Below are 24727 nucleotides of genomic sequence, written 5' to 3' on the forward strand. Positions count from 1 at the left end.
CCGCCAGGGGGGAGGGGTGCGACCTTTGGCCGCGTTGGGGAATCGCGGTTAATAGTGTATTGGCCCGTGTCAATTGACACAGGTCATGGGTCGGGGCAGGGTCTATAAAAAAGCCCCGGCAGTTTCACTGACGGGGCTTTTGCCAGCTGGGCGAATTACTGCGCTTCAGCGGTTTTCTCAGGCTGGTGCGACAGGCTGTAGACATAGGCGGCCAGCAGGTGGACCTTGTCGTTGCCCTGGATTGCTTCCTGGGCAGGCATCTGGCCCTGGCGGCCGTAACGGATGGTCTGCTGCAGTTGGGCGAAGCTCGAACCGTAGATGAACGCGGTCGGGTGGGTCAGGTTGGGCGCGCCCATGGCCGGGGTGCCCTTGCCTTCAGGGCCGTGGCAGGCCACGCAGTTGGCGGCAAACAACTTCTGGCCGTTGGCCGGATCCGCCTTGGCATCCTTGGGCAGGGTGCGGCCATCGAGGTTGGTCAGCACGTAGGCAGCAACGTCGGCAACACCTTGTTCGCCGATGACTTCGGCCCAGGCCGGCATCACCCCGTGACGACCGCCCATGATGGTGGCCTTGATGGTTTCCGGTTCGCCGCCCCAACGCCAGTCGTTGTCGGTGAGGTTGGGGAAGCCGTAGGAGCCCTTGGCGTCGGAGCCATGGCACACCGCGCAGTTGGAGGCGAACAGGCGCCCGCCCATCTTCAGCGCTTGTGGGTCCTTGGCCACTTCTTCAATAGGCATCGACGCGAATTTGGCGAAGATCGGCCCGAACTTGGCGTCCGAGCGGGCCATTTCCTTTTCCCACTCGTGCACGCCGGTCCAGCCGGCCTGGCCGTTGGCAAACTCGGTTTTCTTGTCGTTGTCCAGGTACTGGTAGCCCGGCAGGATGCCTTTCCAGTTACCCAGGCCCGGGTACAGCACCAGGTAGCCAAGGGCGAAAACGATGGTGCCGACGAACAGCATGAACCACCATTTTGGCAGCGGGTTGTCGTACTCCTCGATGCCGTCGTAGGCGTGGCCCACGGTTTCTTCAGTGGTTTCGCTGCGCTGGCCCTTGCGGGTGGACAGCAGCAGCCAGGTCAGGGCGAAGATGGTGCCCAGACTCAAAACGGTGACGTACAGACTCCAGAAGGTAGTCATTCGTTGTTACTCCTAGACGCTTTCGCTTGCGCTTGCTCGACGTGCTTGCTGGCTTCGGGATCATCCGCGAAGGGCAGCATGGTCGCTTCGTCGAACTCGGACTTGCGCCGAGAACTGAACACCCACAACGCCAGGCCGATAAAGGCCACCATCACCACGACGGTGCCCAGGCCACGAATCATCCCGATATCCATCAATGTCACCGTTTGCTTTTGATGATGGTGCCCAGGCCTTGCAGGTAGGCAACCAGGGCGTCCATTTCAGTCTTGCCCTTGACCGCGTCGCGGGCACCGGCGATGTCTTCATCGGTGTACGGCGTGCCGAGGGTGCGCAGGACTTCCATCTTCTTCACCGTGTCCTTGCCATCGAGCTTGTTCTCCACCAACCATGGGTAGGCCGGCATCTTCGATTCGGGCACGACGTTGCGCGGGTTGTACAGGTGAGCACGGTGCCAGTCGTCGGAGTAACGACCGCCGACGCGGGCCAGGTCCGGGCCGGTACGCTTGGAACCCCAGAGGAACGGGTGGTCCCAGACGCTTTCACCGGCGACCGAGTAGTGGCCATAGCGTTCGGTTTCGGCGCGGAACGGCCGGATCATCTGCGAGTGGCACTGCACGCAGCCTTCGCGGATATAGATGTCGCGGCCTTCGAGTTCAAGCGCGGTACGCGGCTTCATGCCCTCGACCGGCTTGTTGGTAACGTCCTGGAAGAACAGCGGGACGATCTGGGTCAGGCCGCCGATGCTCACGGCGATGACCATGAAGAAGGCCAGCAGGCCGATATTCTTCTCGACTACTTCATGCTTCATCAGTGAGCTCCAACTACAGCGATCTGAGCGGCGGCTTCAGCTTCGGCCGGCTTCGAGGCGCGCACGGTTCGGAAAACGTTGTACGCCATCAGCAGCATGCCGGAGGCGAAGAACGCACCGCCCAGGGCGCGGACGATAAAGCCCGGGTGGCTGGCCTGCAGGGCTTCGACGAAGGAGTAGGTGAGGGTGCCGTCGTCGTTGATTGCACGCCACATCAGGCCCTGGGTGATGCCGTTGACCCACATCGAGGAGATGTACAGTACGGTACCGATGGTCGCCAGCCAGAAGTGCGCGTTGATCAGGCCGGTGCTGTGCATCTGCTCGCGGCCGTAGACCTTCGGAATCATGTGGTACAGGGCGCCGATCGAGATCATCGCTACCCAGCCAAGGGCGCCGGCGTGTACGTGGCCGACGGTCCAGTCGGTGTAGTGCGACAGCGAGTTGACGGTCTTGATCGCCATCATCGGACCTTCGAAGGTCGACATGCCGTAGAACGCCAGCGAAACCACGAGGAAGCGCAGGATCGGGTCGGTACGCAGCTTATGCCAGGCGCCCGAGAGGGTCATCATGCCGTTGATCATGCCGCCCCAGCTTGGCGCCAGGAGGATGATCGACATGGCCATGCCCAGCGACTGTGCCCAGTCCGGCAGGGCGGTGTAGTGCAAATGATGCGGGCCGGCCCAGATGTACAGGGTGATCAGCGCCCAGAAGTGCACGATCGACAGGCGATAGGAGTAGATCGGGCGCTCGGCCTGTTTCGGCACGAAGTAGTACATCATGCCGAGAAAGCCTGTGGTCAGGAAGAAACCTACGGCGTTGTGGCCGTACCACCACTGGATCATCGCATCGGTGGCACCCGAATACGCCGAGTAGGACTTGAACAGGCTGACCGGCAACGAGGCGTGGTTGACGATGTGCAGCATCGCGGTAACCACGATGAAGGCGCCGTAGAACCAGTTACCGACATAGATGTGCTTGGTCTTGCGCTTGACGATGGTGCCGAAGAACACCACGCCGTAGGTGACCCAGACAATGGCCAGCAAAATGGCGATCGGCCATTCCAGCTCGGCGTATTCCTTGGTCGTGGTGTAGCCCAGCGGCAAGGTAATGAGCGCACCGACGATGACCGCTTGCCAACCCCAGAAGGTGAAGGCCGCGAGGCTGTCGGAAATCAGTCGCGTCTGGCAGGTTCGCTGCACGACATAGTAGGAAGTGGCAAACAGTGCACAACCACCGAAGGCGAAGATCACCAGGTTGGTGTGCAATGGGCGAAGGCGTCCGAAGCTCGTCCACGGCAGGTCCAGGTTCAGCTGGGGCCAGACCAGTTGCGAGGCGATGAAGACACCAAGCCCCATGCCAAGGATCCCCCAGACCACCGTCATGATGGCGAACTGGCGGACGACCTTATAGTTATAAGCAGTCGGACTGATTGCTGTGCTCATTCTAAGGTTCCACGGTTTGGGTGTTTTTATAGGGTAAAAATCGGCGCAAGTATGTATAAACCGTGTGGTTATTGCAACGCGATGGCGCCCGCGCCGATCCTTGCCAAAGCCTGTTCCACGGCGGTTTCGAGCCTTTGTGGCGGGCAAATTGTACACAATTAAATATCTAATATGTGTACCAAAATTTGATTTTTCGTCTATGGCAAAGGCTTTCGATGAGCGCGTGCGCAGTACCGTTCATCACTCGCCGATCGGCGCTTGAGTCGGCCCCATCAGCCTTTGCGCAGAACCGCTGGCGAAAAATGCCCCAAAAAGGTGCAAACACACCGGCTGTTTCAGTCGCTGTGGCAACAAGCTTAGTTGTGATCGAGGGGGGTGCAAGGCGGGGGCAGGGCGGGGTGCGACACTTGGTCGCAAGGGGCGAAGGGAACCGCCGCATCGGGTGCCGATGCGGCGATTTGAGTCAAGGCTCAGTTACTCAATCGTTTTACTTGGCAGACAGGCTTTCGCCTTGTGCAGGTTGCTCCTGGGAAAGGCTGTAGACATAGGCGGCCAGCAAGTGGACCTTGTCGTTGCCCTGGATCGCTTCCTGGGCAGGCATCTGGCCCTGGCGGCCGTAGCGGATGGTCTGCTGCAGTTGGGCGAAGCTTGAGCCGTAGATGAACGCGGTCGGGTGGGTCAGGTCCGGTGCGCCCATGGCCGGGGTGCCTTTGCCTTGTGGACCGTGGCAGGCCACGCAGTTGGCGGCAAACAGCTTCTCGCCGTTGGCCGGATCCGCCTTGGCTTCCTGCGGCAGGCTGCGGCCATCGAGGTTGGTCAGCACGAAGGCGGCAACGTCGGCAACGCCTTGTTCGCCAATCACGTCGGCCCAGGCCGGCATTACCCCGTGACGGCCGCCCATGATGGAGGCCTTGATGGTTTCCGGCTCGCCACCCCAGCGCCAGTCCTTGTCGGTGAGGTTAGGGAAGCCGTAGGCACCCTTGGCGTCGGAACCGTGGCAAACAGCGCAGTTGGAGGCGAACAGACGGCCGCCCATTTTCAGCGCCTGCGGATCCTTGGCCACTTCTTCCACCGGCATGGCGGCGAACTTGGCGAAGATCGGTCCGAACTTGGCGTCGGCCTTGTTCATTTCCTTTTGCCATTCGTTGGTCTGCGTCCAGCCGTCCTCATAGCCCGGCAGGATGCCTTTCCAGTTGCCCAGGCCTGGATAGAGGATCAGGTAGCCGACCGAAAACACCAGGGTGGCGACGAACAGCCAGAACCACCACTTGGGCAGCGGGTTGTCGTACTCCTCGATGCCGTCGAAGCTGTGGCCCATGGTCTGGTCGGTGGTGCCTTTGGTTTCGCCCTTGCGGGTGCCCAGCAGCAGCCAGGTCAGGCCGATCAGGCTACCGATGGTCAGTACGCAGATGTACGTACTCCAGAAGGTGGTCATTGCCCGTTACTCCTCGGTTCGGGTTCGTTGGCGGCAGGTGCCAGGCGGTCGTCGGCAAACGGCAGCAGGCTGGCTTCGGCGAATTCACGGTCACGCCGGCCGTTGAACACCCACAGCGACAGGCCAATGAAGGCGATGGCCACCAGCAGGGTGCCCAGGCCGCGCAATTGGCCGATATCCAGTGTGAAGTCCATGGCCCTTACCTCTTGTTCTTGATCGCGGTGCCGAGCACCTGCAGGTAGGCAACCAGCGCGTCCATTTCGGTCTTGCCCTTGAGCGATTCCACCGCGCCGCTGATGTCGGCATCGGTGTACGGCACGCCGAGGGTGCGCATGGTGCTCAGCTTGGTCTCGGTGTGGCTGCTGTCGACCGGGTTGGCGACCAGCCATGGGTAGGCCGGCATCTTCGACTCGGGCACGACGTTGCGCGGGTTGTACAGGTGCGCACGGTGCCAGTCGTCGGAGTAGCGGCCACCGACGCGGGCCAGGTCCGGGCCGGTGCGCTTGGAACCCCAGAGGAACGGGTGGTCCCAGACGCTTTCACCGGCGACCGAGTAGTGGCCGTAGCGTTCGGTTTCGGCGCGGAACGGACGGATCATCTGCGAGTGGCACTGCACGCAGCCTTCACGGATGTAGATGTCGCGGCCTTCCAGTTGCAGCGCGGTGTAGGGCTTCATGCCTTCCACTGGCTTGTTGGTGACGTCCTGGAAGAACAGCGGAACGATCTGGGTCAGGCCGCCGATGCTGACGGCAAACACCATCAACAGCACCAGCAGGAAGACGTTCTTCTCGATTACTTCGTGTTTCATCAGGGTCTCCTCAGGCCAGCTGCGCAGCGGCAGGGGCGGTCGCGGCCACCGGGGCACGTACGGTGCGCCAGGTGTTGTAGGCCATCAGCAACATGCCGGTGAGGAAGATCGCCCCGCCGACGAAGCGCACGATGAAGCCTGGGTGGCTGGCCACCAGGGTTTCGACGAAGGAGTAGGTCAGCGTGCCGTCTTCGTTGACTGCGCGCCACATCAGGCCCTGGGCGATGCCGTTGACCCACATCGAGGCGATGTAGAGCACGGTGCCGATGGTCGCCAGCCAGAAGTGCGCGTTGATCAGGCCAAGGCTGTACATCTGTTCGCGGCCAAACACTTTCGGGATCATGTGGTACAGGGCGCCGATCGAGATCATCGCAACCCAGCCAAGGGCGCCGGCGTGTACGTGGCCGATGGTCCAGTCGGTGTAGTGCGACAGGGCGTTGACGGTCTTGATCGCCATCATCGGGCCTTCGAAGGTCGACATGCCGTAGAACGCCAGCGATACCACGAGGAAACGCAGGATCGGGTCGCTGCGCAGCTTATGCCAGGCACCCGAGAGGGTCATCATGCCGTTGATCATGCCGCCCCAGCTTGGCGCCAGGAGGATCAGCGACATGATCATGCCCAGCGACTGCGCCCAGTCGGGCAGGGCGGTGTAGTGCAAATGATGCGGACCTGCCCAGATGTACAGGGTGATCAGCGCCCAGAAGTGCACGATCGACAGGCGATAGGAATACACCGGACGCTCGGCCTGTTTCGGCACGAAGTAATACATCATGCCCAGGAAGCCTGCGGTCAGGAAGAAGCCTACGGCGTTGTGGCCGTACCACCACTGGACCATGGCGTCGGTGGCGCCACCGTACAGCGAGTAGGACTTGGTCAGGCTGACCGGAATTTCCAGGTTGTTGACGATGTGCAGAATCGCCACGGTGATGATGAACGCACCGAAGAACCAGTTACCCACATAAATGTGCTTGGTGGTGCGCTTCATCAGGGTGCCGAAGAACACCACGGCGTAGGCCACCCAGACAATGGTGATCAGGATGTCGATCGGCCATTCCAGTTCGGCGTACTCCTTGGAGCTGGTATAACCCAGCGGCAGGCTGATGGCAGCCAGCAGGATCACCAATTGCCAGGCCCAGAAGGTGAAAGCCGCCAGGCGTGGCGAGAACAGGGTGGTCTGGCAGGTACGCTGGACCGAGTAGTAGGAAGCGGCGAACAGTGCGCAACCACCGAAGGCGAAGATCACCGCGTTGGTGTGCAAGGGTCGCAGGCGGCCGAAGCTGGTCCAGGGGAGGTCGAAGTTGAGCGAAGGCCAGACGAGTTGCGCGGCGAGAAAAACGCCGAGCCCCATCCCGACGATTCCCCACACCACCGTCATAATGGCGAATTGGCGGACCACCTTGTAGTTGTAGGCGGTACTGCTGGTTGTGTTCATGTATGGGTTCCCATCCACGGTTATAGGCAGACTAAACAGCGAGGCAAGCATGAGTAATGGGCAACTGGCCGGTATTGACGGGGATCAATGGGCGCGGCTGGTCAAAAGCCGCGGCTGGCTGTGGAATGCCCCGCAAAATCAGGGGGATGGCCAGCATTCGGGGTGCCTGATCCTGGCCCATGGCGCGGGTGCGCCGATGGACAGCGGGTTCATGGAGGAAATCGCGCAAAGGCTGGCGGAGCAAGGCCTGGGGGTGCTGCGCTTCGAGTTCCCCTACATGGCCCTGCGACGCATCGATGGTGGCAAAAGGCCGCCAAATCCCCAGGCCAAACTGCTCGAATGCTGGCGTGAGGTGTACAGCCAGGTGCGACCATTGGTCACTGGGACGCTGGCGATCGGTGGCAAGTCCATGGGCGGGCGCATGGCCAGTCTCGTGGCCGATGAGTTGGGCGCTGATGCGCTGGTGTGCCTGGGCTATCCGTTCTATGCCGCGGGCAAGCCGGAAAAACCACGGGTGGCGCATCTGGCCGGATTGCAGACACCGACCCTGATTGTTCAGGGCGAGCGCGATGCCCTGGGCAACCGGCAGACGGTGGAAGGTTATGCGCTGTCGTCAGCGATCGAGCTGTGCTGGCTGCAGGCGGGGGATCATGACCTGAAGCCGCTGAAGGCTTCGGGGTTCAGCCATGCCGATCATCTGGCGACGGCGGCGCAGAGGATCACAGGTTTTTTGCACTGATGGTAGGAGCGGGCTTGCCCGCGATTACGGCGGTGTGGCCACTCGCTGATCGCGGGGCAAGCCCGCTCCTACAGCGGCTTAACCGCGATACTCGCACAGGTAAGCCGTATCAACCGCCACCTTGAGCTGGAACTTGCTGTTGGCCGGGACATTGAACTGGCTGCCGGCGCTGAAGGTTTCCCAGTTGTCGCTGTCTGGCAGTTTGACCGTCAACGCGCCCGAGACCACGTGCATGATTTCGCGCTGGGCAGTGCCGAACTCGTATTCACCCGGGGCCATTACGCCAACCGTGGCCGGACCTTCAGCGGTGCCGAAGGCGATCGACTTGACCGTGCCATCAAAGTACTCGTTGACTTTAAACATGGGCGACTCCTGAACAGGGGCTAAAAAGGCAGGCCAGTATGCCCAAGGCCCGCAGCGTCGTCATCCGCTTTCAGGTGCCATTGGCCGGCAGGGTCAGGGGCAGCAGGCGGGCAGTGTTGCGCGCGTCTTCCAGGGCGCGGTGCTGCTGTCCGCTGAACTGCAGGCCGGCCAGTTGCAACGCGCCATTGAGGCCCAGCGGGCGCTGCAACTGGCGGGCCTTGGCGAAGCGTTGCTTGAGGTTGATGTGCGGCAGGGTCTGCAGCAGGCTGGCGAGCTGGTACTGCTGCCATTCCTGCAGCAGTTGCTTGCGGTCGTAGTCGCCCCAGCTGACCCAGCCTTGCAGGTGCTTGGCATGATGGCCGAGCCAGCGCTCGAACTGCGCCCAGACCTCGGTGAAGGTGGCCGCCGTGTCGACGTTGGCCTGGCTGATGTGCGTCAGTTCACGGCAGAACGGCGTCAGTTGCGGGCGTCGCCGCGGGCGCACGAAACGCTGGAAATGCCCGACTTCACGGCCCTGGCGATCCACCAGGGTCGCGCCGATTTCGATGATTTCCATATCCGTGACCGGCCAGCCGCCATCGTCTGTGGTTGCTTCAAGGTCGATCACCAGCCAATGGCCCATAGTAGGCTCCCATACAAGACTCGATAGAGCGTAGCCAAACTCGGGCGCGGCGGGTATCCCCTGGCGTTTTGCCTGCTGCGCTTGGCATAACCGACAGTTGTGCAACGCCCGGAAAACGCCTAGCTTAGGCGGATTCCGGTTCAAATCCGCAAAGAGTGTGTTGCTTTGAGTTCGACGCCCATGCCACAGGCCGTGCCCTTGCTGTTCATGCTTGCCGCGACCTGGCTGTCGCCCTCAGCCTGGGCAGCAGAGGAAATCGAGGTCAAGGTCGGCGCGGCGCATTTTCCACCCTATACCGTAAGGCCCGAGCAGGGCGCCGATACCGGCCTGTTGCCGCAATTGATCGAGGCGCTCAACAACACCCAGCAACGTTATCGCTTCGTCCTTGTGCCGACCTCGATCCCGCGTCGTTTTGGCGACTTCCAGCAGGGGCGCACCGACATGGCGATCTTTGAGAACCCCGAATGGGGCTGGCAGCAGATCCCCCATGAAAGTGTCGACATGGGCCTGGAAGACGCCGAAGTCTTCGTCACCCATCGCCAGTCCGGCCGCGATCAGCACTACTTCAACGACCTCAAGGGCAAGCGCCTGGCGTTGTACAGCGGCTATCACTACGCCTTCGCCAGTTTCAATCCCGACCCCAAGTACCTGGCCGACACCTACAACGCGACCCTGACCTATTCCCATGACAGCAACCTGCTGATGGTTCAGCGTGGTCGCGCCGATATCGCCCTGGTGACCCGTTCTTACCTGAGCGATTTTCTCGTACGTAACCCGCAAAGCGCCGACCAGCTATTGGCCTCCGACCGGGTCGACCAGGTCTACCATCACTACGCACTGCTGCGTCCGGGTGCGCCGATCAGCGCGCCGGCGTTTGCCAGGTTGTTGCAGTCGCTGCGCGACAACGGCGCGATGCTGAAAATCTTCCAGCCCTATCGCATCAGCGTCAGCACGCCCAAGGGCGACTAAATTTGCCTGCACAGGCTACGTTCACAAGGGTGAGCCGATCATTCCTTCCGTGAGCCTCGATCATGCCATTCGATTCCGCTTCGCCGACTTTGTCCTTGCCGCGCTGGCGCAGCCTCAGCGCCGATGAAGGTGATTGCCACCTGAGCCTGGTACTTGAAGGCAGCCCGTTGGTGCGGGTGCGCCTGCAGCGGGGCGAGACCTTGCAGGTGCAGCTTGAAGACTACGCGCGCGACCGCGCGCAGCAAGCCCTGTGGGCTGTCTGTTACTGGTTGTTTGCACGCGACCCTGGTTGTCAGCGCCTGACCTGGCAGCTGCATGAAGCGCCGCAGGACGCCCTGAACAGCGGCTTGCTGGTCAGCACACCGAGCCCGGGCCAGTACCTGTGCGAACGCAGCCTGTTCTGGCAATTGCCACAACCCTGGCTCGGCCAGCCCTTCGCAGGCGTGTACCCGCAGCAGATGCAGCTCAGTGACGGCAAGCGCCACCCCCGCCGCGCACCAAAGCCGCGTGGCGAAGTGTATCGGCGCTTCGATGCCCGGCTCGGCGCCTGGATCTCGTTACGTACCCTGGAAATCGACCAGGACCTGGAGCGTTTCAACCGCTGGCAGAACAACCCGCGGGTGCTCAACTTCTGGCAGGAGGGCGGCAGCCTCGAACAGCACCGCGACTACCTGAGCAAGCTCGAAGCCGATCCGCACAGCCTGACCCTGATCGGTAGCTTCGACGACCAGCCGTTCGCCTACTTCGAAGCCTACTGGGCCAAGGAAGACCGCATCGCGCCATTCTATGCGGTGGACGACTACGATCGCGGCATCCACATGCTGGTGGGGGAGGAGCAGCATCGTGGCCCGCACAAGGTCGCCAGCTGGTTGTCAGCGCTGGTCCACTACCTGTTCCTGGACGATCCGCGCACCCAGCGAGTAGTGGCCGAGCCACGTGCCGACAACGGCAAGATGATCGGCTACATGCACGAGCAGTGTTTTCATTGCGAGAAGGAGTTCGACTTTCCGCACAAGCGTGCGGCATTGATGATTCTGTGGCGGGAGCGGTTCTTCGAAGGTTGCAGGTTGCTTTGACCCGCAAGCGCGGCAAGCGGCATCACCACCCACTTGCCGCTTGAAGCTTGCAGCTTGTCGCTCTCAAGCCCTCTGGCTTGAGACTTTCCGACAATGTACCAGAGCATCGCGAATCATGAAGTTGACCAGGGTCGGCGAGACGCCCAGTTCCTTGGCGATGTCTTTTTGTGGCACGCCGTGCAGGCGGTACATTTCGAAGGCGTAGCGGGTGCGCTGGGGCAGGTCGTTGAGCGCCTCGGCAATGTGTTCCAGGGTGGCGAAGTTGATATGCGTGGCTTCTGGCGAAGCCCCCTGGATAACGACGTTCAGGCCTTCCTCTTCGCTGCCGGAGTATTTGAGCTCCATGGCCTGCTTGCGGTAGTGGTCGATGGCCAGGTTGCGCACGATCTGGAACAGGTAGCTGAGCTGGGCCTTGAACGAGGAGGTGATCTGCGGCGCTGCGCTGAGCCGGAAGAAGGCATCCTGGACCACGTCTTCGGCCCGGGAGCGACAGCCGGTAATGCGCGCGGCAATCTTCACGAGGATGCTGCGGTTGTCGACAAACGCCTGGAGTAACGGTGAATCGCACTTACTTGTGGATAGTTGTTCCGCCATGGAAATCACCTTATCTCTAAGAGGGAAGTGGAGCGCTCCAGTTTCGGAGGCTTCCTACGACGTGCGACAAACTATTCGTAATGATAATTATTGTCAAATGCGAAAGTTAATAAGTCTCTATGCTTTTTGGTTCTAAGCTTTTACTTTGTGACCGGCTTCAAACTCCAGATTTTTTCACCCGGCCCGACCGGCTGCGCACGTCTTAATTATTTCCTCCGGCCATCCGTTCCTCTCTGTACATCCTCGGCTCCGGCAAGGCGCAACGCGGTGCCAGTGTGCCCGCCCTGCGCTGGCCGAGACCTGATTTCACGTACAGACTCTGGCAGGAACCCCTCATGACGGACGCCTTCGAACTCCCGGTTACGCTGGTCCAGGCGCTGGTTCAACGTGCTGCGCGCACACCCGACCGGGTTGCCTTGCGCTTTCTGGCCGAAGACCCGCGTGATCAAGCCGTGCTTTCCTATCACGACCTCGATCAGCGGGCGCGGACCATCGCCGCGGCTTTGCAGGCACGTACCGAGGTGGGGGACCGCGCCATCCTGCTGTTCCCCAGTGGCCCGGATTACGTCGCAGCGTTCTTTGCTTGCCTGTATGCCGGGGTGATCGCTGTACCGGCCTATCCGCCAGAGTCATCGCGCCGTCACCACCAGGAGCGCCTGCTGTCGATCATCGACGATGCCGAGCCGCGCCTGCTGCTGACCACCAGCGCCCTGCACGACAGCCTGCAGGCTCTCGAAGTGTTGGCCGGGCCCGGCGCGCCACAACTGCTGGCAGTCGACAGCCTGGCCGCTGAACTGGCCGCAGGCTGGCAGGCGCCGCCCCTGCAGGGCGACGACATCGCCTTTTTGCAGTACACCTCCGGCTCCACCGCATTGCCCAAGGGCGTGCAGGTCAGCCACGGCAACCTGGTAGCCAACGAAGTGCTGATCCGCGAGGGCTTCGGCATCGATGTGAACCCCGATGACGTGATCGTCAGCTGGCTGCCGCTGTACCACGACATGGGCCTGATCGGCGGCCTGCTGCAACCGATCTTCAGTGGCGTGCCCTGCGTGTTGATGGCCCCGGCGTATTTTCTTGCCCGGCCGCAGCGCTGGCTGCAGGCGATCAGCGATCACGGCGGCACCATCAGCGGCGGGCCGGACTTTGCCTATCGCTTGTGCAGCGAACGGGTCAGCGCCGCGGCAATGGCCAGCCTCGACCTGAGTAAATGGCGGGTGGCCTATTCCGGCTCCGAGCCGATCCGCCAGGACAGCCTGCAGGCCTTCGCCGACAAGTTCGCCGCTTGCGGCTTTGTACCGGAGAATTTTTTTGCAAGCTACGGCCTGGCCGAAGCCACGTTGTTCGTCAGCGGCAGCACCCGCGGCCAAGGCATTGGCACAGTGGAGCTTGATCGCCAGGCGCTGGCGCGCAACAGCGCCGAAGCGGGCCGGGGCACGGTGCAGATGAGTTGCGGGCGCAGCCAGCCGCTGCATGCGGTGCAGATCGTCGAGCCACACGCGCTGGCACCGCTGGCCGACAACCAGGTCGGTGAAATCTGGGCCACTGGCCCGAGCATCGCCAAGGGCTATTGGCGCAACCCCGAAGCCTCGGCGCGCACCTTTGTCGAGCAGGGCGGGCGGACCTGGTTGCGCACCGGTGACCTGGGCTTCTTGCGCGATGGCGAGCTGTTCGTCACCGGTCGGCTCAAGGACTTGCTGATCGTACGCGGCCACAACCTCTACCCGCAGGACCTGGAAAAGACCCTGGAGCGTGAAGTCGAGGTGCTGCGCAAAGGCCGGGTGGCGGTGTTCGCGGTCGATGACTGCGGCGAGGAGGGCATCGGCGTGGCCGTCGAGGTCAGCCGCAACGTACAGAAAATCATCACCCCTGCGAGCCTGATCAAGACCCTGCGCCAGGTGATCGCCGATGCCTGTCAGCAGGCGCCGGCGGTGGTCCTGCTGCTCAACCCTGGCGCCTTGCCGAAGACCTCCAGCGGCAAGCTGCAGCGCTCGGCCTGCCGCTTGCGCATGGACGATGGCAGCCTCGATTGCTACGCGCGTTTCCCCGACCCGCAAGCAGCAGCGGTGGCTGATCAGGCGGTTGCGGCGACCAGTATGCAAGCCCGGGTTGCCCGCCTGTGGGGCCAATTGCTGGGCTTTGAGCAGATCGCCGCAGACGATCACTTCTTCCTGCTTGGCGGCAACTCCATCGCCGCCACCCAGGTGTGCGCGCGCCTGGCCGATGAGTTGGGCATTGAGCTGGGTGTGCGGGTGCTGTTCGAAGCGCCGACCCTGGCCGGCTTCAGCGCGGCAGTGGCGGCGTTGCAACACGATGGCGGTGTCGCCCGTGGCGCCATCAGCCGTCTCGACCGCGCCCAGGCGCTGCCGCAGTCACTGGCACAAAACCGCCTGTGGCTGACCTGGCAACTGCAGCCGCACAGTGCGGCGTACAACATTCCCGGCGCCCTGCGCCTGCGCGGCGAGCTGGACGAAGCGGCGCTGCAGGCCAGCTTCCAGGCCCTGGTCGCGCGGCACGAAGCCTTGCGCACGGTGTTTGCCGAGGAAGACGGCCAGGCCTTGCAGCGCATTTTGCCGAGCCAGGTGTTTAACCTGCAGCGCCTGGACCTGTCTGCCGCCAGCAGCCAGGACGTATTGGCGCAGCGCGAAGCCGAAGCCATGCAGCCCTTCGACCTGCAACAGGGCCCGCTGCTGCGCGTGACCCTGGTTCGGCTGGACAGTGAAGACCATCAGCTGTGGGTGACCCTGCACCACATCATCGCCGATGGTTGGTCGATGAATATCCTCATTGATGAGTTCTCGCGCCTGTACGCCGCCCATTGCCAGGGCCAGCAGGCCCGGCTGCCGGCCTTGAGCCTGGGCTACGCCGACTACGGCAGCTGGCAGCGCCAGTGGCTTGCCGAGGGTGAAAGTGCCCGGCAACTGGCGTACTGGAAGGAACGGCTTGGTGAGCAGCACGCGGTGCTGGACCTGGCCACCGACCACCCGCGCGCCAACTGCCAAAGTAACGCCGCCGCGCGCCTGAACGTGCGCCTGCAGCCGACCCTGGCCGAAGCCTTGCGCAGCCTGGCCCGTGATCATGACGCAACGCTGTTCATGGTGTTGCTGGCCGGCTTTCAGAGCCTGCTGCACCGCTACAGCGGGCAGACCGACATCCGTGTCGGGGTGCCCAACGCCAACCGCCCGCGCCTGGAAACCCAGGGCCTGGTGGGCTTTTTCATCAACACCCAGGTGCTGCGCGCCGAGCTTGACTCACGCCTGCCGTTCAACCAGCTGTTGGCCCAGGTGCGCGAGCGCAGCCTGGAGGCCCAGGCGCATCAGGACCTGCCGTTCGAGCAACTGCTCGAAGCCTTCCCGCAAGCGCGCGAGCAGGGCCTGTTTCAGGTCATGTTCAACCACCAGCAGCGTGACCTCAGCGCCCTGCGTCGGCTTCCCGGGCTGCTGGCCGATGAGCTGCCGTGGCACAGCCGCGAGGCCAAGTTCGACCTGCAACTGCACAGTGAAGAAGACCATCAGGGCCGCCTGAGCCTGTCGTTCGACTATGCCGACGAGCTGTTCGATGCCGCGACCGTGGCGCGCATCAGCGCCCAACTGGTCGGCTTGCTGGAGCAAGTCTGCGCGCAACCGCAGGTCGCCATCGGTGCGCTGCAACTGCTGGACGCCGATGGCCGTGCGCAATTGCTCGCCTGGGGCCAGGCGCCGGCGGCACCGGCACAACAGTGGTTAGTTGAGCAGCTCAACGAACAAGCCCGCCAGACTCCGGAACGCACCGCCCTGGTGTGGCAAGGCGGCAGCCTCGATTACGCCAGCTTGCATCAGCAGGCCAACCGCCTGGCCCATTACCTGCGCGACAAGGGCGTTGGCCCGGATGTGTGCGTGGCTATCGCCGCCGAGCGTTCGCCGCAACTGCTGATCGGCCTGCTGGCCATCCTCAAGGCCGGGGGCGCCTATGTGCCGCTGGATGTCGATTACCCTGCAGAACGCCTGGCCTACATGCTCGCCGACAGTGGTGCCAGCCTGCTGCTGAGCCACAGCGACGTGCTCGAGCGCCTGAGCCTGCCCGCGGATGTCAGCGCCATCGCCATGGACCGCCTCAAGCTCGACAGTTGGCCGTGCCAGCCACCGGGCCTGCACCTGCACGGCGACAACCTTGCCTATGTGATCTACACCTCCGGCTCCACTGGCCAGCCCAAGGGCGTCGGCAATACCCACGCGGCACTTGCCGAGCGCCTGCAGTGGATGCAGGACAGCTATCAACTCAATGACAGCGACGTGCTGATGCAGAAGGCGCCGATCAGCTTCGACGTGTCGGTGTGGGAATGCTTCTGGCCGCTGGTCAACGGTTGCCAGCTGGTGCTGGCCGGCCCCGGCGAGCACCGTGACCCGCAGCGCATCGCCGAGCGGGTGCGCGAGCATGGCGTGACCACCTTGCATTTTGTCCCGGCCTTGCTCCAGGTGTTTGTCCAGGAGCCGTTGGCGGCGCAGTGCAGCAGCTTGCGCCGGTTGTTCTCTGGCGGTGAGGCGCTGTCGGCCAGCCTGCGTGAGCGGGTGCTTCAGGTACTGCCGCAGGTGGCCCTGCACAACCGTTACGGCCCGACCGAAACCGCCATCAACGTTACCCACTGGCCGTGCAGCGCTGCCGACGGCACGCGTTCGCCGATCGGCCGGCCGCTGGCTAACGTACTGTGTAGGGTGCTCGACGATGAACTCGAACTTACCTCGCCCGGCGTGCCGGGTGAACTGTACCTGGGCGGCGTCGGTCTGGCCCGGGGTTACCTGGGACGCGCGGGACTGACCGCCGAGCGTTTCGTGCCGCAGCCCGATGGCGACGGCCAGCGCCTGTACCGCAGTGGTGACCGGGCGCGCTGGCTGGCTGACGTGGGGGCGCTGGAGTACCTGGGCCGCCTTGATCAGCAGGTCAAGCTGCGCGGCTTTCGGGTCGAGCCGGAAGAAGTCCAGGCCTGCCTGTTGGCCCAGGCGGGCGTAGAGCAGGCGCTGGTGATGATTCGCGACACCGCCGCCGGCCCACAACTGGTCGGTTACTACAGCGGCGTTGAAGCAAGCACGCAATTGCTGGCAGCACTGGCAGCGCAGTTGCCCGCCTACATGGTGCCGGCGCAACTGGTGCACCTGGCGCAAATGCCGTTGGGCCCGAGCGGCAAGATCGAGCGCAAGGCCTTGCCCGAGCCGCAATGGCAAACGCGTGAACACATCGAGCCGGGCAGTGCCCTGCAGCAACAGATCGCCGCGATCTGGCGCGAGGTGCTGGGCATCCCGCGGGTTGGCCTGCAGGATGACTTCTTCGCCCTCGGTGGCCACTCGTTGCTGGCCACCCAGATCATTTCCCGTACCCGCCAGGCCTGCAACGTCGAGTTACCGCTGCGCACGCTGTTCGAGGCCAGCGAACTGGGTGCCTTTGCCGCTGCGGTCGAGGCGATCCAGCACAGTGGCGCGCGCAACCTGCAGGGCGAGATCCAGCGCATCGACCGTCGCCAGGCGGTGCCGCTGTCCTACTCCCAGCAGCGCATGTGGTTCCTCTGGCAGATGGAACCCGACAGCCCGGCCTATAACGTTGGCGGCATGGCGCGCCTGAGCGGGGTGCTGGATGTCAGCCGCTTCGAGCAGGCGTTGCAGGCGCTGATCGTGCGCCACGAAACCCTGCGCACCACCTTCCCGAGCATCGACGGCGTGCCGTATCAGTGCGTGGCCGAAGACAGCAACCTGCAGATGAGCTGGCTGGATTTTTCCAGTTATGGCGTGGTGGATCGCCAGCAACGCCTGCAGGCCTTTGCCGATGAGCAGGCGCACCAGCCGTTTGACCTGGAGCGCGGGCCGCTGCTGCGCGCCTGCCTGGTCAAGGCCGGCGAGCGTGAGCACTACTTCGTCCTGACGTTGCACCACATCGTCACCGAAGGCTGGGCCATGGACATCTTTGCCCGTGAGCTGGGCGAGCTGTACGAGGCCTTTGTCGACGAGCGCGAATCGCCGCTGCAGCCCTTGCCGGTGCAGTACCTGGACTACAGCGTATGGCAGCGCCAGTGGCTGGAGAGCGGCGAGCGTCAGCGCCAGCTCGACTACTGGCAAGCCAAGCTGGGCGATGAGCACCCGGTGCTGGAACTGCCTGCCGACCGCCCGCGTCCGGCGGTGCAAAGCCACCGTGGCGAGCTCTATCGTTTCGACCTGAGCCCGGAGCTGGCGGCGCGGGTGCGTGCCTTCAATGCCGAGCGCGGTCTGACCCTGTTCATGACCATGACCGCCACCCTGGCGGCGCTGCTGTACCGCTACAGCGGCCAGCGCGACCTGCGCATCGGCGCGCCGGTGGCCAACCGCATTCGTCCGGAAAGCGAAGGCCTGATCGGCGCCTTCCTCAACACCCAGGTGCTGCGTTGCCAGCTCGACGGGCAGATGCGCGTTAGCGAACTGATCGAGCAGGTACGCCAGACCGTGATCGATGGCCAATCCCATCAGGACCTGCCTTTCGATCAATTGGTCGAGGCCCTGCAGCCGCCCCGCAGCAGTGCCTACAACCCGCTGTTCCAGGTGATGTGCAACGTCCAGCGCTGGGAGTTCCAGCAAAGCCGGGAGCTTGCCGGCATGCAGGTCGAGTACCTGGTCAACGACGCCCGTGCGACCAAGTTCGACCTCAACCTGGAAGTCACCGACCTCGACCGCCGCCTGGGTTGCTGCCTGACCTACAGCCGCGACCTGTTCGACGAACCACGCATCGCAAAAATGGCCGGCCACTGGCAGAACCTGCTGGTGGCGCTGCTGGGTGATCCCGAGCAGCGCCTGGGCGAGTTGCCGTTGCTGGCGGCGGTCGAGCAGCAGGCGTTGTGCGACTTGCTCAAGGGCGACAACAGCCTGGCGCTGGATCAGACCCTTGAGCAGCTGTTCAGCGAGCAAGCTGCGCGCCAGCCTGAGGCCCTGGCCCTGACCTTTGCCGGTCAGCACCTGAGCTATGCCGAGCTCGATGCCCGCGCTAACCAGTTGGCCCGGGTGCTGCGCGAGCGCGGCGTCGGCCCGCAGGTGCGTGTCGGCCTGGCCCTGGAGCGTTCGCTGGAACTGGTGGTGGGCTTGCTGGCGATCCTCAAGGCTGGCGGCGCCTATGTGCCGCTCGACCCTGAGTACCCGCTGGAGCGCCTGCACTACATGATCGAGGACAGCGGCATCGCCCTGTTGCTGGGCCAGCGGGCACTGTTCGAAGCCCTCGGCGAGTTGCCGGCCAAGGTCGGCCGCTGGTGCCTGGAAGACGACCGTGACGGCCTTGCCGCGTATAGCCGCGAAGCCTTGCCGTCGCTGACCCTGCCGGCCCATCAGGCCTACCTGATCTACACCTCCGGCTCCACCGGCAAGCCCAAAGGCGTGGTGGTCAGCCATGGTGAAATCGCCATGCACTGCCAGGCGGTGATCGAGCGCTTCGGCATGCGCAGCGACGACTGTGAGCTGCATTTTTATTCGATCAATTTCGACGCGGCCAGTGAGCGCCTGCTGGTGCCGCTGCTCTGTGGCGCGCGGGTAGTGCTGCGTGCCCAGGGGCAGTGGGGCGCGGAAGAAATCTGCACGCTGATCCGCGAGCAGCAGGTATCGATCCTTGGCTTTACCCCAAGTTACGGCAGCCAGCTGGCGCAATGGCTGGCCAGCCGCAACGAAGCGCTGCCGGTGCGCCTGGTGATCACCGGCGGTGAAGCACTGACCGGCGAGCACCTGCAGCGCATTCGCCAGGCCTTTACCCCACAGCAGTTTTTCAACGCCTATGGCCCGACCGAAACCGTGGTCATGCCCCTGGCGTGCCTGGCCCCCGCGCAACTGGAAGCCGGCGCCGCTAGCGTGCCGATCGGCAGCGTGGTCGGTGCGCGCACCGCGTACATCCTCGATGCCGACCTGGCCCTGTTGCCGCAAGGCGGCATTGGCGAGCTGTACGTCGGTGGCGCGGGCCTGGCCCAGGGTTACCACGAGCGCCCGGGCTTGAGCGCCGAGCGTTTTGTTGCCGATCCGTTCAGCGCCAATGGCGGGCGCCTGTACCGTACCGGCGACCTGGTGCGCCAGGGTGCTGACGGGCTGGTCGAGTATGTCGGTCGAATCGACCATCAGGTGAAGATTCGTGGCTTTCGCATCGAGCTGGGCGAGATCGAAACCCGCCTGCTCGAACACCCGGCGGTGCGCGAAGCCGTGGTGCTGGCCCTGGACATGCCCGGGGGCAAACAACTGGCGGGTTATCTCGTCTGCGACCAGGCCCTGGCGGATGCCGCCGAACAGGCCGCGCTGCGTGATGCACTGAAGGCGCAACTGCGCCTGCAGCTGCCGGACTACATGGTGCCGACTCACCTGGTGCTGCTTGAACAGCTGCCGCTGATGGGCAATGGCAAGCTCGACCGCCGCGCCTTGCCGGCGCCGGACCTGGAGCAGGGCCGCCAACGTTATGAAGCGCCGCGCAGCGAGCTGGAGCAGCAACTGGCGACGATCTGGCGCGAGGTACTGAACGTTCAGCAGGTCGGCCTGCAGGACAACTTCTTCGAACTGGGCGGTGACTCGATCCTGTCGATCCAGGTGGTCAGCCGTGGGCGTCAGGCCGGGCTGCATTTCACCCCGCGCGATCTGTTCCAGCACCAGACCATCCAGACCCTGGCGACCGTGGTCAGTCGCAGCGAAACCAGCCAGATCGATCAGGGCCCGCTGAGCGGCCGCGCGGCGTTGACGCCGATCCAGCACTGGTTCTTCGACAGCGATGTGCCGCAACCCCAGCACTGGAACCAGGCGGTACTGCTGGCACCCGCCGAGCGTTTGCACGGCAAGCCCCTGGAGCAGGCCTTGCAGCAGTTGCTGCAGCAGCATGATGCCTTGCGCCTGCGCTTCACCCAGGCAGGTGGTCAGTGGCACGGTGAATACGCCCAGGCCGACCAGCGCGAGTTGCTCTGGCAGGCCTCGGTAGCCGACCTGGGCGACTGCCAGGCGCTGTACAGCGATGTCCAGCGCAGCCTTGACCTGGCAGACGGGCCGCTGCTGCGCGCCTTGCTGGTCGAAGACGGCGAGGGCCGCCAGCGGCTGTTGCTGGCGATCCATCATCTGGTGGTCGATGGTGTGTCGTGGCGGGTGTTGCTGGAAGATCTGCAAGCGCTGTACCGCGGCCAGCCGCTGGCGGCCAAGACCCGCGCCATGAGCGACTGGGCAGCACGCCTGCAGGCCTATGCCGGCAGCGATTCGCTGCGTGACGAACAAAGCTGGTGGCAAGCGCAACTGAGCCGCGCCAGCCGCGAACTGCCCTGCGATCACCCGCAGGGGGCGAACCTGCACCAGCAGGCGCAGACCCTCAGCGTACAGTTAGACGCGCCCCATACCCGGCAATTGCTGCAGGAAGCGCCCGCTGCTTATCACACCCAGGTCAACGACCTGCTGCTGACCGCCCTGGCTCGCGTGCTGTGCCGCTGGAGCGGCGACAGCTCGGTGTTGGTGCAACTGGAAGGCCACGGTCGCGAGAACCTGTTCGAAGACATGGACCTGACCCGCAGCGTCGGCTGGTTCACCAGTGCCTATCCGCTGAGCCTGAGCCCGCATAACGTCGAAGAGGCGGCTGGGCAGGGCGCTTCGATCAAGGCCATCAAGGAGCAATTGCGCACGGTGCCGCACAAGGGCCTGGGCTACGGTGTGCTGCGCTACCTGGCCGATGCGCCGGTGCGCGAAGCCATGGCCGCGCTGCCCCAGGCGCGGATCACCTTCAATTACCTGGGCCAGTTCGACCAGCAGTTCCAGGCCGGCGCGCTGTACCAGCCGGTGGATGAAAGCGTCGGGCTTGCCCATGCGCTGGAGGCGCCGCTGCCCAACTGGCTGAGCGTCGATGGCCAGGTGTACGGTGGTGAGTTGCAGTTGCGCTGGACCTTCAGCCGTGAGCGCTATGACCAGGACACCATCGAAACCCTGGTCGAAGCCTACCGGCTCGAACTGATTGCCCTGATCGAGCATTGCCTGGCGCCGGGCACTGGCAGCTTCACGCCATCGGACTTCCCGCTGGCGCAATTGAGCCAGGAGCAGATCGATGCCTTGCCGGTCGCCGCTGCACAAATCGACGACGTCTATCCGCTGACGCCGATGCAGGAGGGCCTGCTGCTGCATACTCTGTTGGAGCCGGGCACCGGCATCTACTACATGCAGGACCGCTACCGGATCAACAGCGCGCTGGACCCGCAGCGCTTTGCCCAGGCCTGGCAAGCGGTGGTCGGCCGTCACGAAGCCTTGCGCGCCTCGTTCTGCTGGAACGCCGGCGAGGCCATGCTACAGATCATTCACAAACCGGGGGCGACGGCGGTCGACTATCAAGACTGGTCGGGTATCCCTGAAGCTGAACAGGAAGCGCGCCTGCAGGCATTGCACAAGCACGAGCGCGAGGCCGGTTTCGACCTGCTTCAGCAGGCGCCGTTCCACCTGCGCCTGGTGCGGGTGGGCGAGGACCGCTACTGGTTCATGATGAGCAACCACCACATCCTCATCGATGCCTGGTGCCGTTCGCTGCTGATGAATGACTTCTTCGAGATCTACCTGGCCCTGGGCGAGGGCCGTCAGGCGCAACTGCCGGTGCCGCCGCGCTACCGCGACTACATCAGCTGGCTGCAGCACCAGAACCTGGACGAGGCGCGCCAGTGGTGGCGCAACAACCTCGAAGGTTTCGAGCGCAGCACCGCGGTGCCCAGCGACCGGCCATTGCTGCGTGACCATGCGGTGGAAAATGCCGGAATGGTAGTCGGCGATTGCTACACGCGCCTCGATGCCACCGATGGCGCCCGCTTGCGCGAGCTGGCCCAGGCTCATCAGCTGACCATCAACACCTTTGCCCAAGCCGCCTGGGCGCTGGTGCTAAGCCGCTACAGCGGCGAGCGCGACGTGGTTTTCGGCGTCACCGTGGCGGGCCGGCCGGTGAGCATGCCGCAGATGCAGCGCACCGTAGGGCTGTTCATCAACAGTATCGCCCTGCGGGTAAAACTGCCGGCCGCGGGCGAGCGCTGCAGCGTGCGCCAGTGGCTGCAAGACCTGCTGGAACGCAACATGGAACTGCGCGAGTACGAGTACCTGCCGCTGGTGAGCATCCAGGAATGCAGCGAACTGCCCAAGGGCCAGCCGCTGTTTGACAGCCTGTTCGTGTTCGAGAACGCGCCGGTGGAGGTTGCCGTACTCGATCGCGCACAAAGCCTCAACGCCAGTTCCGATTCCGGGCGCACCCACACCAACTTCCCGTTGACCGCGGTCTGCTACCCGGGCGATGACCTCGGCCTGCATTTGTCGTTCGACCAGCGCTACTTCGACACTGCCACGGTCGAGCGCTTGCTGGCCGAATTCAAGCGCCTGCTGCTGGCCCTGGCCGACGGCTTTCAGGGTGAGGTCAGCGAGTTGCCATTACTCGGTGAAGCCGAGCGCAGCTTCTTGCTCGACGACTGCAACCGCAGCGAGCAGGCCTACAGCCTTGAGCAAAGCTACGTCGAACTGTTTGAGGCGCGGGTCGCCGCGCATCCGCAACGCACTGCCGCGCGCTGCCTGGAACAGTCGCTGAGTTACCTCGAGCTCAACCGCCAGGCCAACCGCCTGGGCCATGCGCTGGTGGCCGCCGGCGTGGCAATCGACCAGCCTGTGGCGCTGCTGGCCGAACGCGACTTGCCGCTGCTGGGCATGATCGTCGGCAGTTTCAAGGCCGGCGCCGGCTATCTGCCGCTGGACCCTGGCCTGCCGGGTGCACGCCTGCAGCGGATCATCGAACTCAGTCGTACCCCGGTGCTGGTGTGCAGCGCAGCCTGTGCCGAGCAGGGCCGTGCTCTGCTTGATGAGCTCAGCTGTGCCGGGCGGCCGAAGTTGCTGGTCTGGGAGCAGGTCCAGGCAGTCGCCGGGCCGGATGCTAATCCAGGTATCTACAGCGGGCCGGACAACCTTGCCTATGTGATCTATACCTCAGGCTCCACCGGCCTGCCCAAGGGGGTGATGGTCGAGCAACGCGGCATGCTCAACAACCAGTTGAGCAAGGTGCCGTACCTGCAACTGGACGAGCAGGATGTGATTGCCCAGACCGCCTCGCAAAGTTTCGATATCTCGGTCTGGCAGTTCCTCGCCGCACCGCTGTTCGGGGCCCAGGTAGCCATCGTGCCGAACGCCATTGCCCACGACCCGCAAGGGTTGCTGGAACACGTGCAGGGCACCGGCATCACCGTGCTGGAAAGCGTGCCGTCGCTGATCCAGGGCATGCTCGCCAGCGATCCGCAACAGCTCGATGGCTTGCGCTGGATGCTGCCGACCGGTGAGGCGATGCCGCCGGAGCTGGCTTGGCAGTGGCTGCAGCGCTACCCGCACATCGGCCTGGTCAATGCCTATGGCCCGGCCGAGTGTTCCGATGACGTGGCGTTCTTCCGCGTCGATGCTGCCTCGACCCGTGGCAGTTACCTGCCAATCGGTACGCCGACCGACAACAACCGCCTGTACCTGATAGGCGACGATCAGCAACTGGTGCCGCTGGGCGCCGTCGGTGAGTTGTGTGTGGCCGGTACCGGTGTCGGCCGTGGTTATGTCGGCGACCCGCTGCGCACTGCGCAAGCGTTCATCCCGCACCCGTTCGGCGCACCGGGCGAGCGCCTGTATCGCAGCGGCGACCTGGCGCGCCGGCGGCCTGACGGCGTGCTCGAATACGTCGGCCGTATCGACCATCAGGTGAAGATCCGCGGCAACCGCATCGAGCTGGGCGAGATCGAAGCGCGCCTGCATGAGCAAAGCGAGATTCGCGATGCGGCGGTCGGCGTGCAGGACGGGGTCAATGGCAAGCACCTGGTCGGCTATCTGGTGGCCAGCACTGCGGGTGTCGATACCAGCGTGCTGCTGGAGCAAGTCAAGCAGCGCCTGCGTGCCGAGTTGCCGGAGTACATGGTGCCGCTGCACTGGGCCTGGCTCCAGCAACTGCCGCTCAATGCCAACGGCAAGCTCGACCGCAAGGCCTTGCCGGCCATCGACATCGGCGCCCAGCACAGCCAGGCCTACCTGGCGCCGCGCAGCGAACTGGAGAGCACCCTGGCCGGGATCTGGGCCGAGGTGCTCAAGGCCGAGCGGGTCGGGGTGCGCGACAACTTCTTCGAGTTGGGCGGGCATTCGCTGCTGGCCACCCAGATCGCCTCGCGGGTGCAAAAGGTGCTGCAACTGAACGTGCCGCTGCGGGCGATGTTCGAGTGCAGCACGGTCGAGGAGCTGGCGACCTATGTCGACAGCCTGAAGGCCAGTGAGCTGAGCGATGACAAGGTCGACCGTCTCAGTGACCTGATGGCTGAACTGGAAGCGCTGTAGGG

At 63.9% G+C, this 24727-nt stretch carries 15 protein-coding genes; 4 read left to right on the forward strand and 11 right to left on the reverse strand.

Annotated elements, in window-relative coordinates:
* Window positions 1-155: 155 nt before the first annotated feature.
* The 8 genes from ccoP (LOY37_RS08460) to ccoN (LOY37_RS08495) all read right to left on the reverse strand — a co-directional run bounded on the left by ccoP (LOY37_RS08460) (window position 156) and on the right by ccoN (LOY37_RS08495) (window position 7064).
* A complete protein-coding gene (gene ccoP / locus LOY37_RS08460) occupies window positions 156-1136 on the reverse strand; it encodes a cytochrome-c oxidase, cbb3-type subunit III (protein WP_045200473.1) in 981 nt (326 codons plus the stop codon).
* Window positions 1133-1330, reverse strand: a complete 198-nt coding sequence (locus LOY37_RS08465) for a CcoQ/FixQ family Cbb3-type cytochrome c oxidase assembly chaperone (protein ID WP_010225992.1) — start codon at window positions 1328-1330, stop codon at window positions 1133-1135. The genes ccoP (LOY37_RS08460) and LOY37_RS08465 overlap by 4 nt, the downstream gene beginning before the upstream one ends.
* Before the next feature lie 5 nt (window positions 1331-1335).
* A complete protein-coding gene (gene ccoO, locus LOY37_RS08470) occupies window positions 1336-1944 on the reverse strand; it encodes a cytochrome-c oxidase, cbb3-type subunit II (RefSeq protein WP_036994387.1) in 609 nt (202 codons plus the stop codon).
* Window positions 1944-3386: a cytochrome-c oxidase, cbb3-type subunit I gene (gene ccoN, locus LOY37_RS08475; RefSeq protein ID WP_038993873.1), complete on the reverse strand. Its 1443-nt coding sequence runs from the start codon at window positions 3384-3386 to the stop codon at window positions 1944-1946. The genes ccoO (LOY37_RS08470) and ccoN (LOY37_RS08475) overlap by 1 nt, the downstream gene beginning before the upstream one ends.
* 487 nt (window positions 3387-3873) lie before the next feature.
* On the reverse strand, window positions 3874-4821 hold the full coding sequence (ccoP, locus tag LOY37_RS08480) for a cytochrome-c oxidase, cbb3-type subunit III (RefSeq protein WP_045200477.1): 948 nt from the start codon (window positions 4819-4821) through the stop codon (window positions 3874-3876).
* Window positions 4818-5015, reverse strand: a complete 198-nt coding sequence (locus LOY37_RS08485) for a CcoQ/FixQ family Cbb3-type cytochrome c oxidase assembly chaperone (RefSeq protein WP_010225988.1) — start codon at window positions 5013-5015, stop codon at window positions 4818-4820. The genes ccoP (LOY37_RS08480) and LOY37_RS08485 overlap by 4 nt, the downstream gene beginning before the upstream one ends.
* Window positions 5016-5020: 5 nt before the next feature.
* Window positions 5021-5629, reverse strand: a complete 609-nt coding sequence (gene ccoO, locus LOY37_RS08490) for a cytochrome-c oxidase, cbb3-type subunit II (RefSeq protein WP_038996265.1) — start codon at window positions 5627-5629, stop codon at window positions 5021-5023.
* A 10-nt stretch (window positions 5630-5639) separates the two neighbouring features.
* Window positions 5640-7064, reverse strand: a complete 1425-nt coding sequence (gene ccoN / locus LOY37_RS08495) for a cytochrome-c oxidase, cbb3-type subunit I (protein WP_038996264.1) — start codon at window positions 7062-7064, stop codon at window positions 5640-5642.
* A 49-nt stretch (window positions 7065-7113) separates the two neighbouring features.
* On the opposite strand from ccoN (LOY37_RS08495), the gene LOY37_RS08500 reads away from it, so the two are divergent.
* Window positions 7114-7803 carry an alpha/beta family hydrolase gene (locus tag LOY37_RS08500; RefSeq protein WP_258716636.1) on the forward strand — a complete coding sequence of 230 codons (690 nt, stop codon included), beginning with the start codon at window positions 7114-7116 and terminating at the stop codon, window positions 7801-7803.
* 78 nt (window positions 7804-7881) lie between these two features.
* Here the strand turns inward: LOY37_RS08500 and LOY37_RS08505 are convergent, their stop codons facing one another.
* Both LOY37_RS08505 and LOY37_RS08510 read right to left on the reverse strand, forming a co-directional pair.
* Window positions 7882-8166, reverse strand: a complete 285-nt coding sequence (locus tag LOY37_RS08505) for a pyrimidine/purine nucleoside phosphorylase (protein WP_010225980.1) — start codon at window positions 8164-8166, stop codon at window positions 7882-7884.
* A gap of 70 nt (window positions 8167-8236) precedes the next feature.
* Window positions 8237-8788, reverse strand: coding sequence for an exonuclease domain-containing protein (locus LOY37_RS08510; protein WP_195883411.1), 552 nt, complete (start codon window positions 8786-8788; stop codon window positions 8237-8239).
* Between the two features lie 207 nt (window positions 8789-8995).
* Here LOY37_RS08510 and LOY37_RS08515 point away from each other — a divergent pair, with 207 nt between their 5' ends.
* Together LOY37_RS08515 and LOY37_RS08520 are read left to right on the forward strand one after the other, a co-directional pair.
* Window positions 8996-9757 (forward strand): ABC transporter substrate-binding protein, encoded by a 762-nt coding sequence (locus LOY37_RS08515; RefSeq protein WP_045200574.1) that lies wholly within the window; start codon window positions 8996-8998, stop codon window positions 9755-9757.
* Between the two features lie 62 nt (window positions 9758-9819).
* Window positions 9820-10833 carry a GNAT family N-acetyltransferase gene (locus LOY37_RS08520; protein ID WP_258716637.1) on the forward strand — a complete coding sequence of 338 codons (1014 nt, stop codon included), beginning with the start codon at window positions 9820-9822 and terminating at the stop codon, window positions 10831-10833.
* Window positions 10834-10896: 63 nt separating this feature from the next.
* Here the strand turns inward: LOY37_RS08520 and LOY37_RS08525 are convergent, their stop codons facing one another.
* Window positions 10897-11427: an RNA polymerase factor sigma-70 gene (locus LOY37_RS08525; protein ID WP_093385407.1), complete on the reverse strand. Its 531-nt coding sequence runs from the start codon at window positions 11425-11427 to the stop codon at window positions 10897-10899.
* Between the two features lie 335 nt (window positions 11428-11762).
* On the opposite strand from LOY37_RS08525, the gene LOY37_RS08530 reads away from it, so the two are divergent.
* Entirely contained in the window at window positions 11763-24725 is a 12963-nt protein-coding gene (locus tag LOY37_RS08530; RefSeq protein ID WP_258716638.1) for a non-ribosomal peptide synthetase, read from the forward strand.
* Window positions 24726-24727: the final 2 nt, after the last annotated feature.

This window comes from Pseudomonas sp. B21-012, assembly GCF_024749305.1.
Lineage (GTDB): Bacteria > Pseudomonadota > Gammaproteobacteria > Pseudomonadales > Pseudomonadaceae > Aquipseudomonas.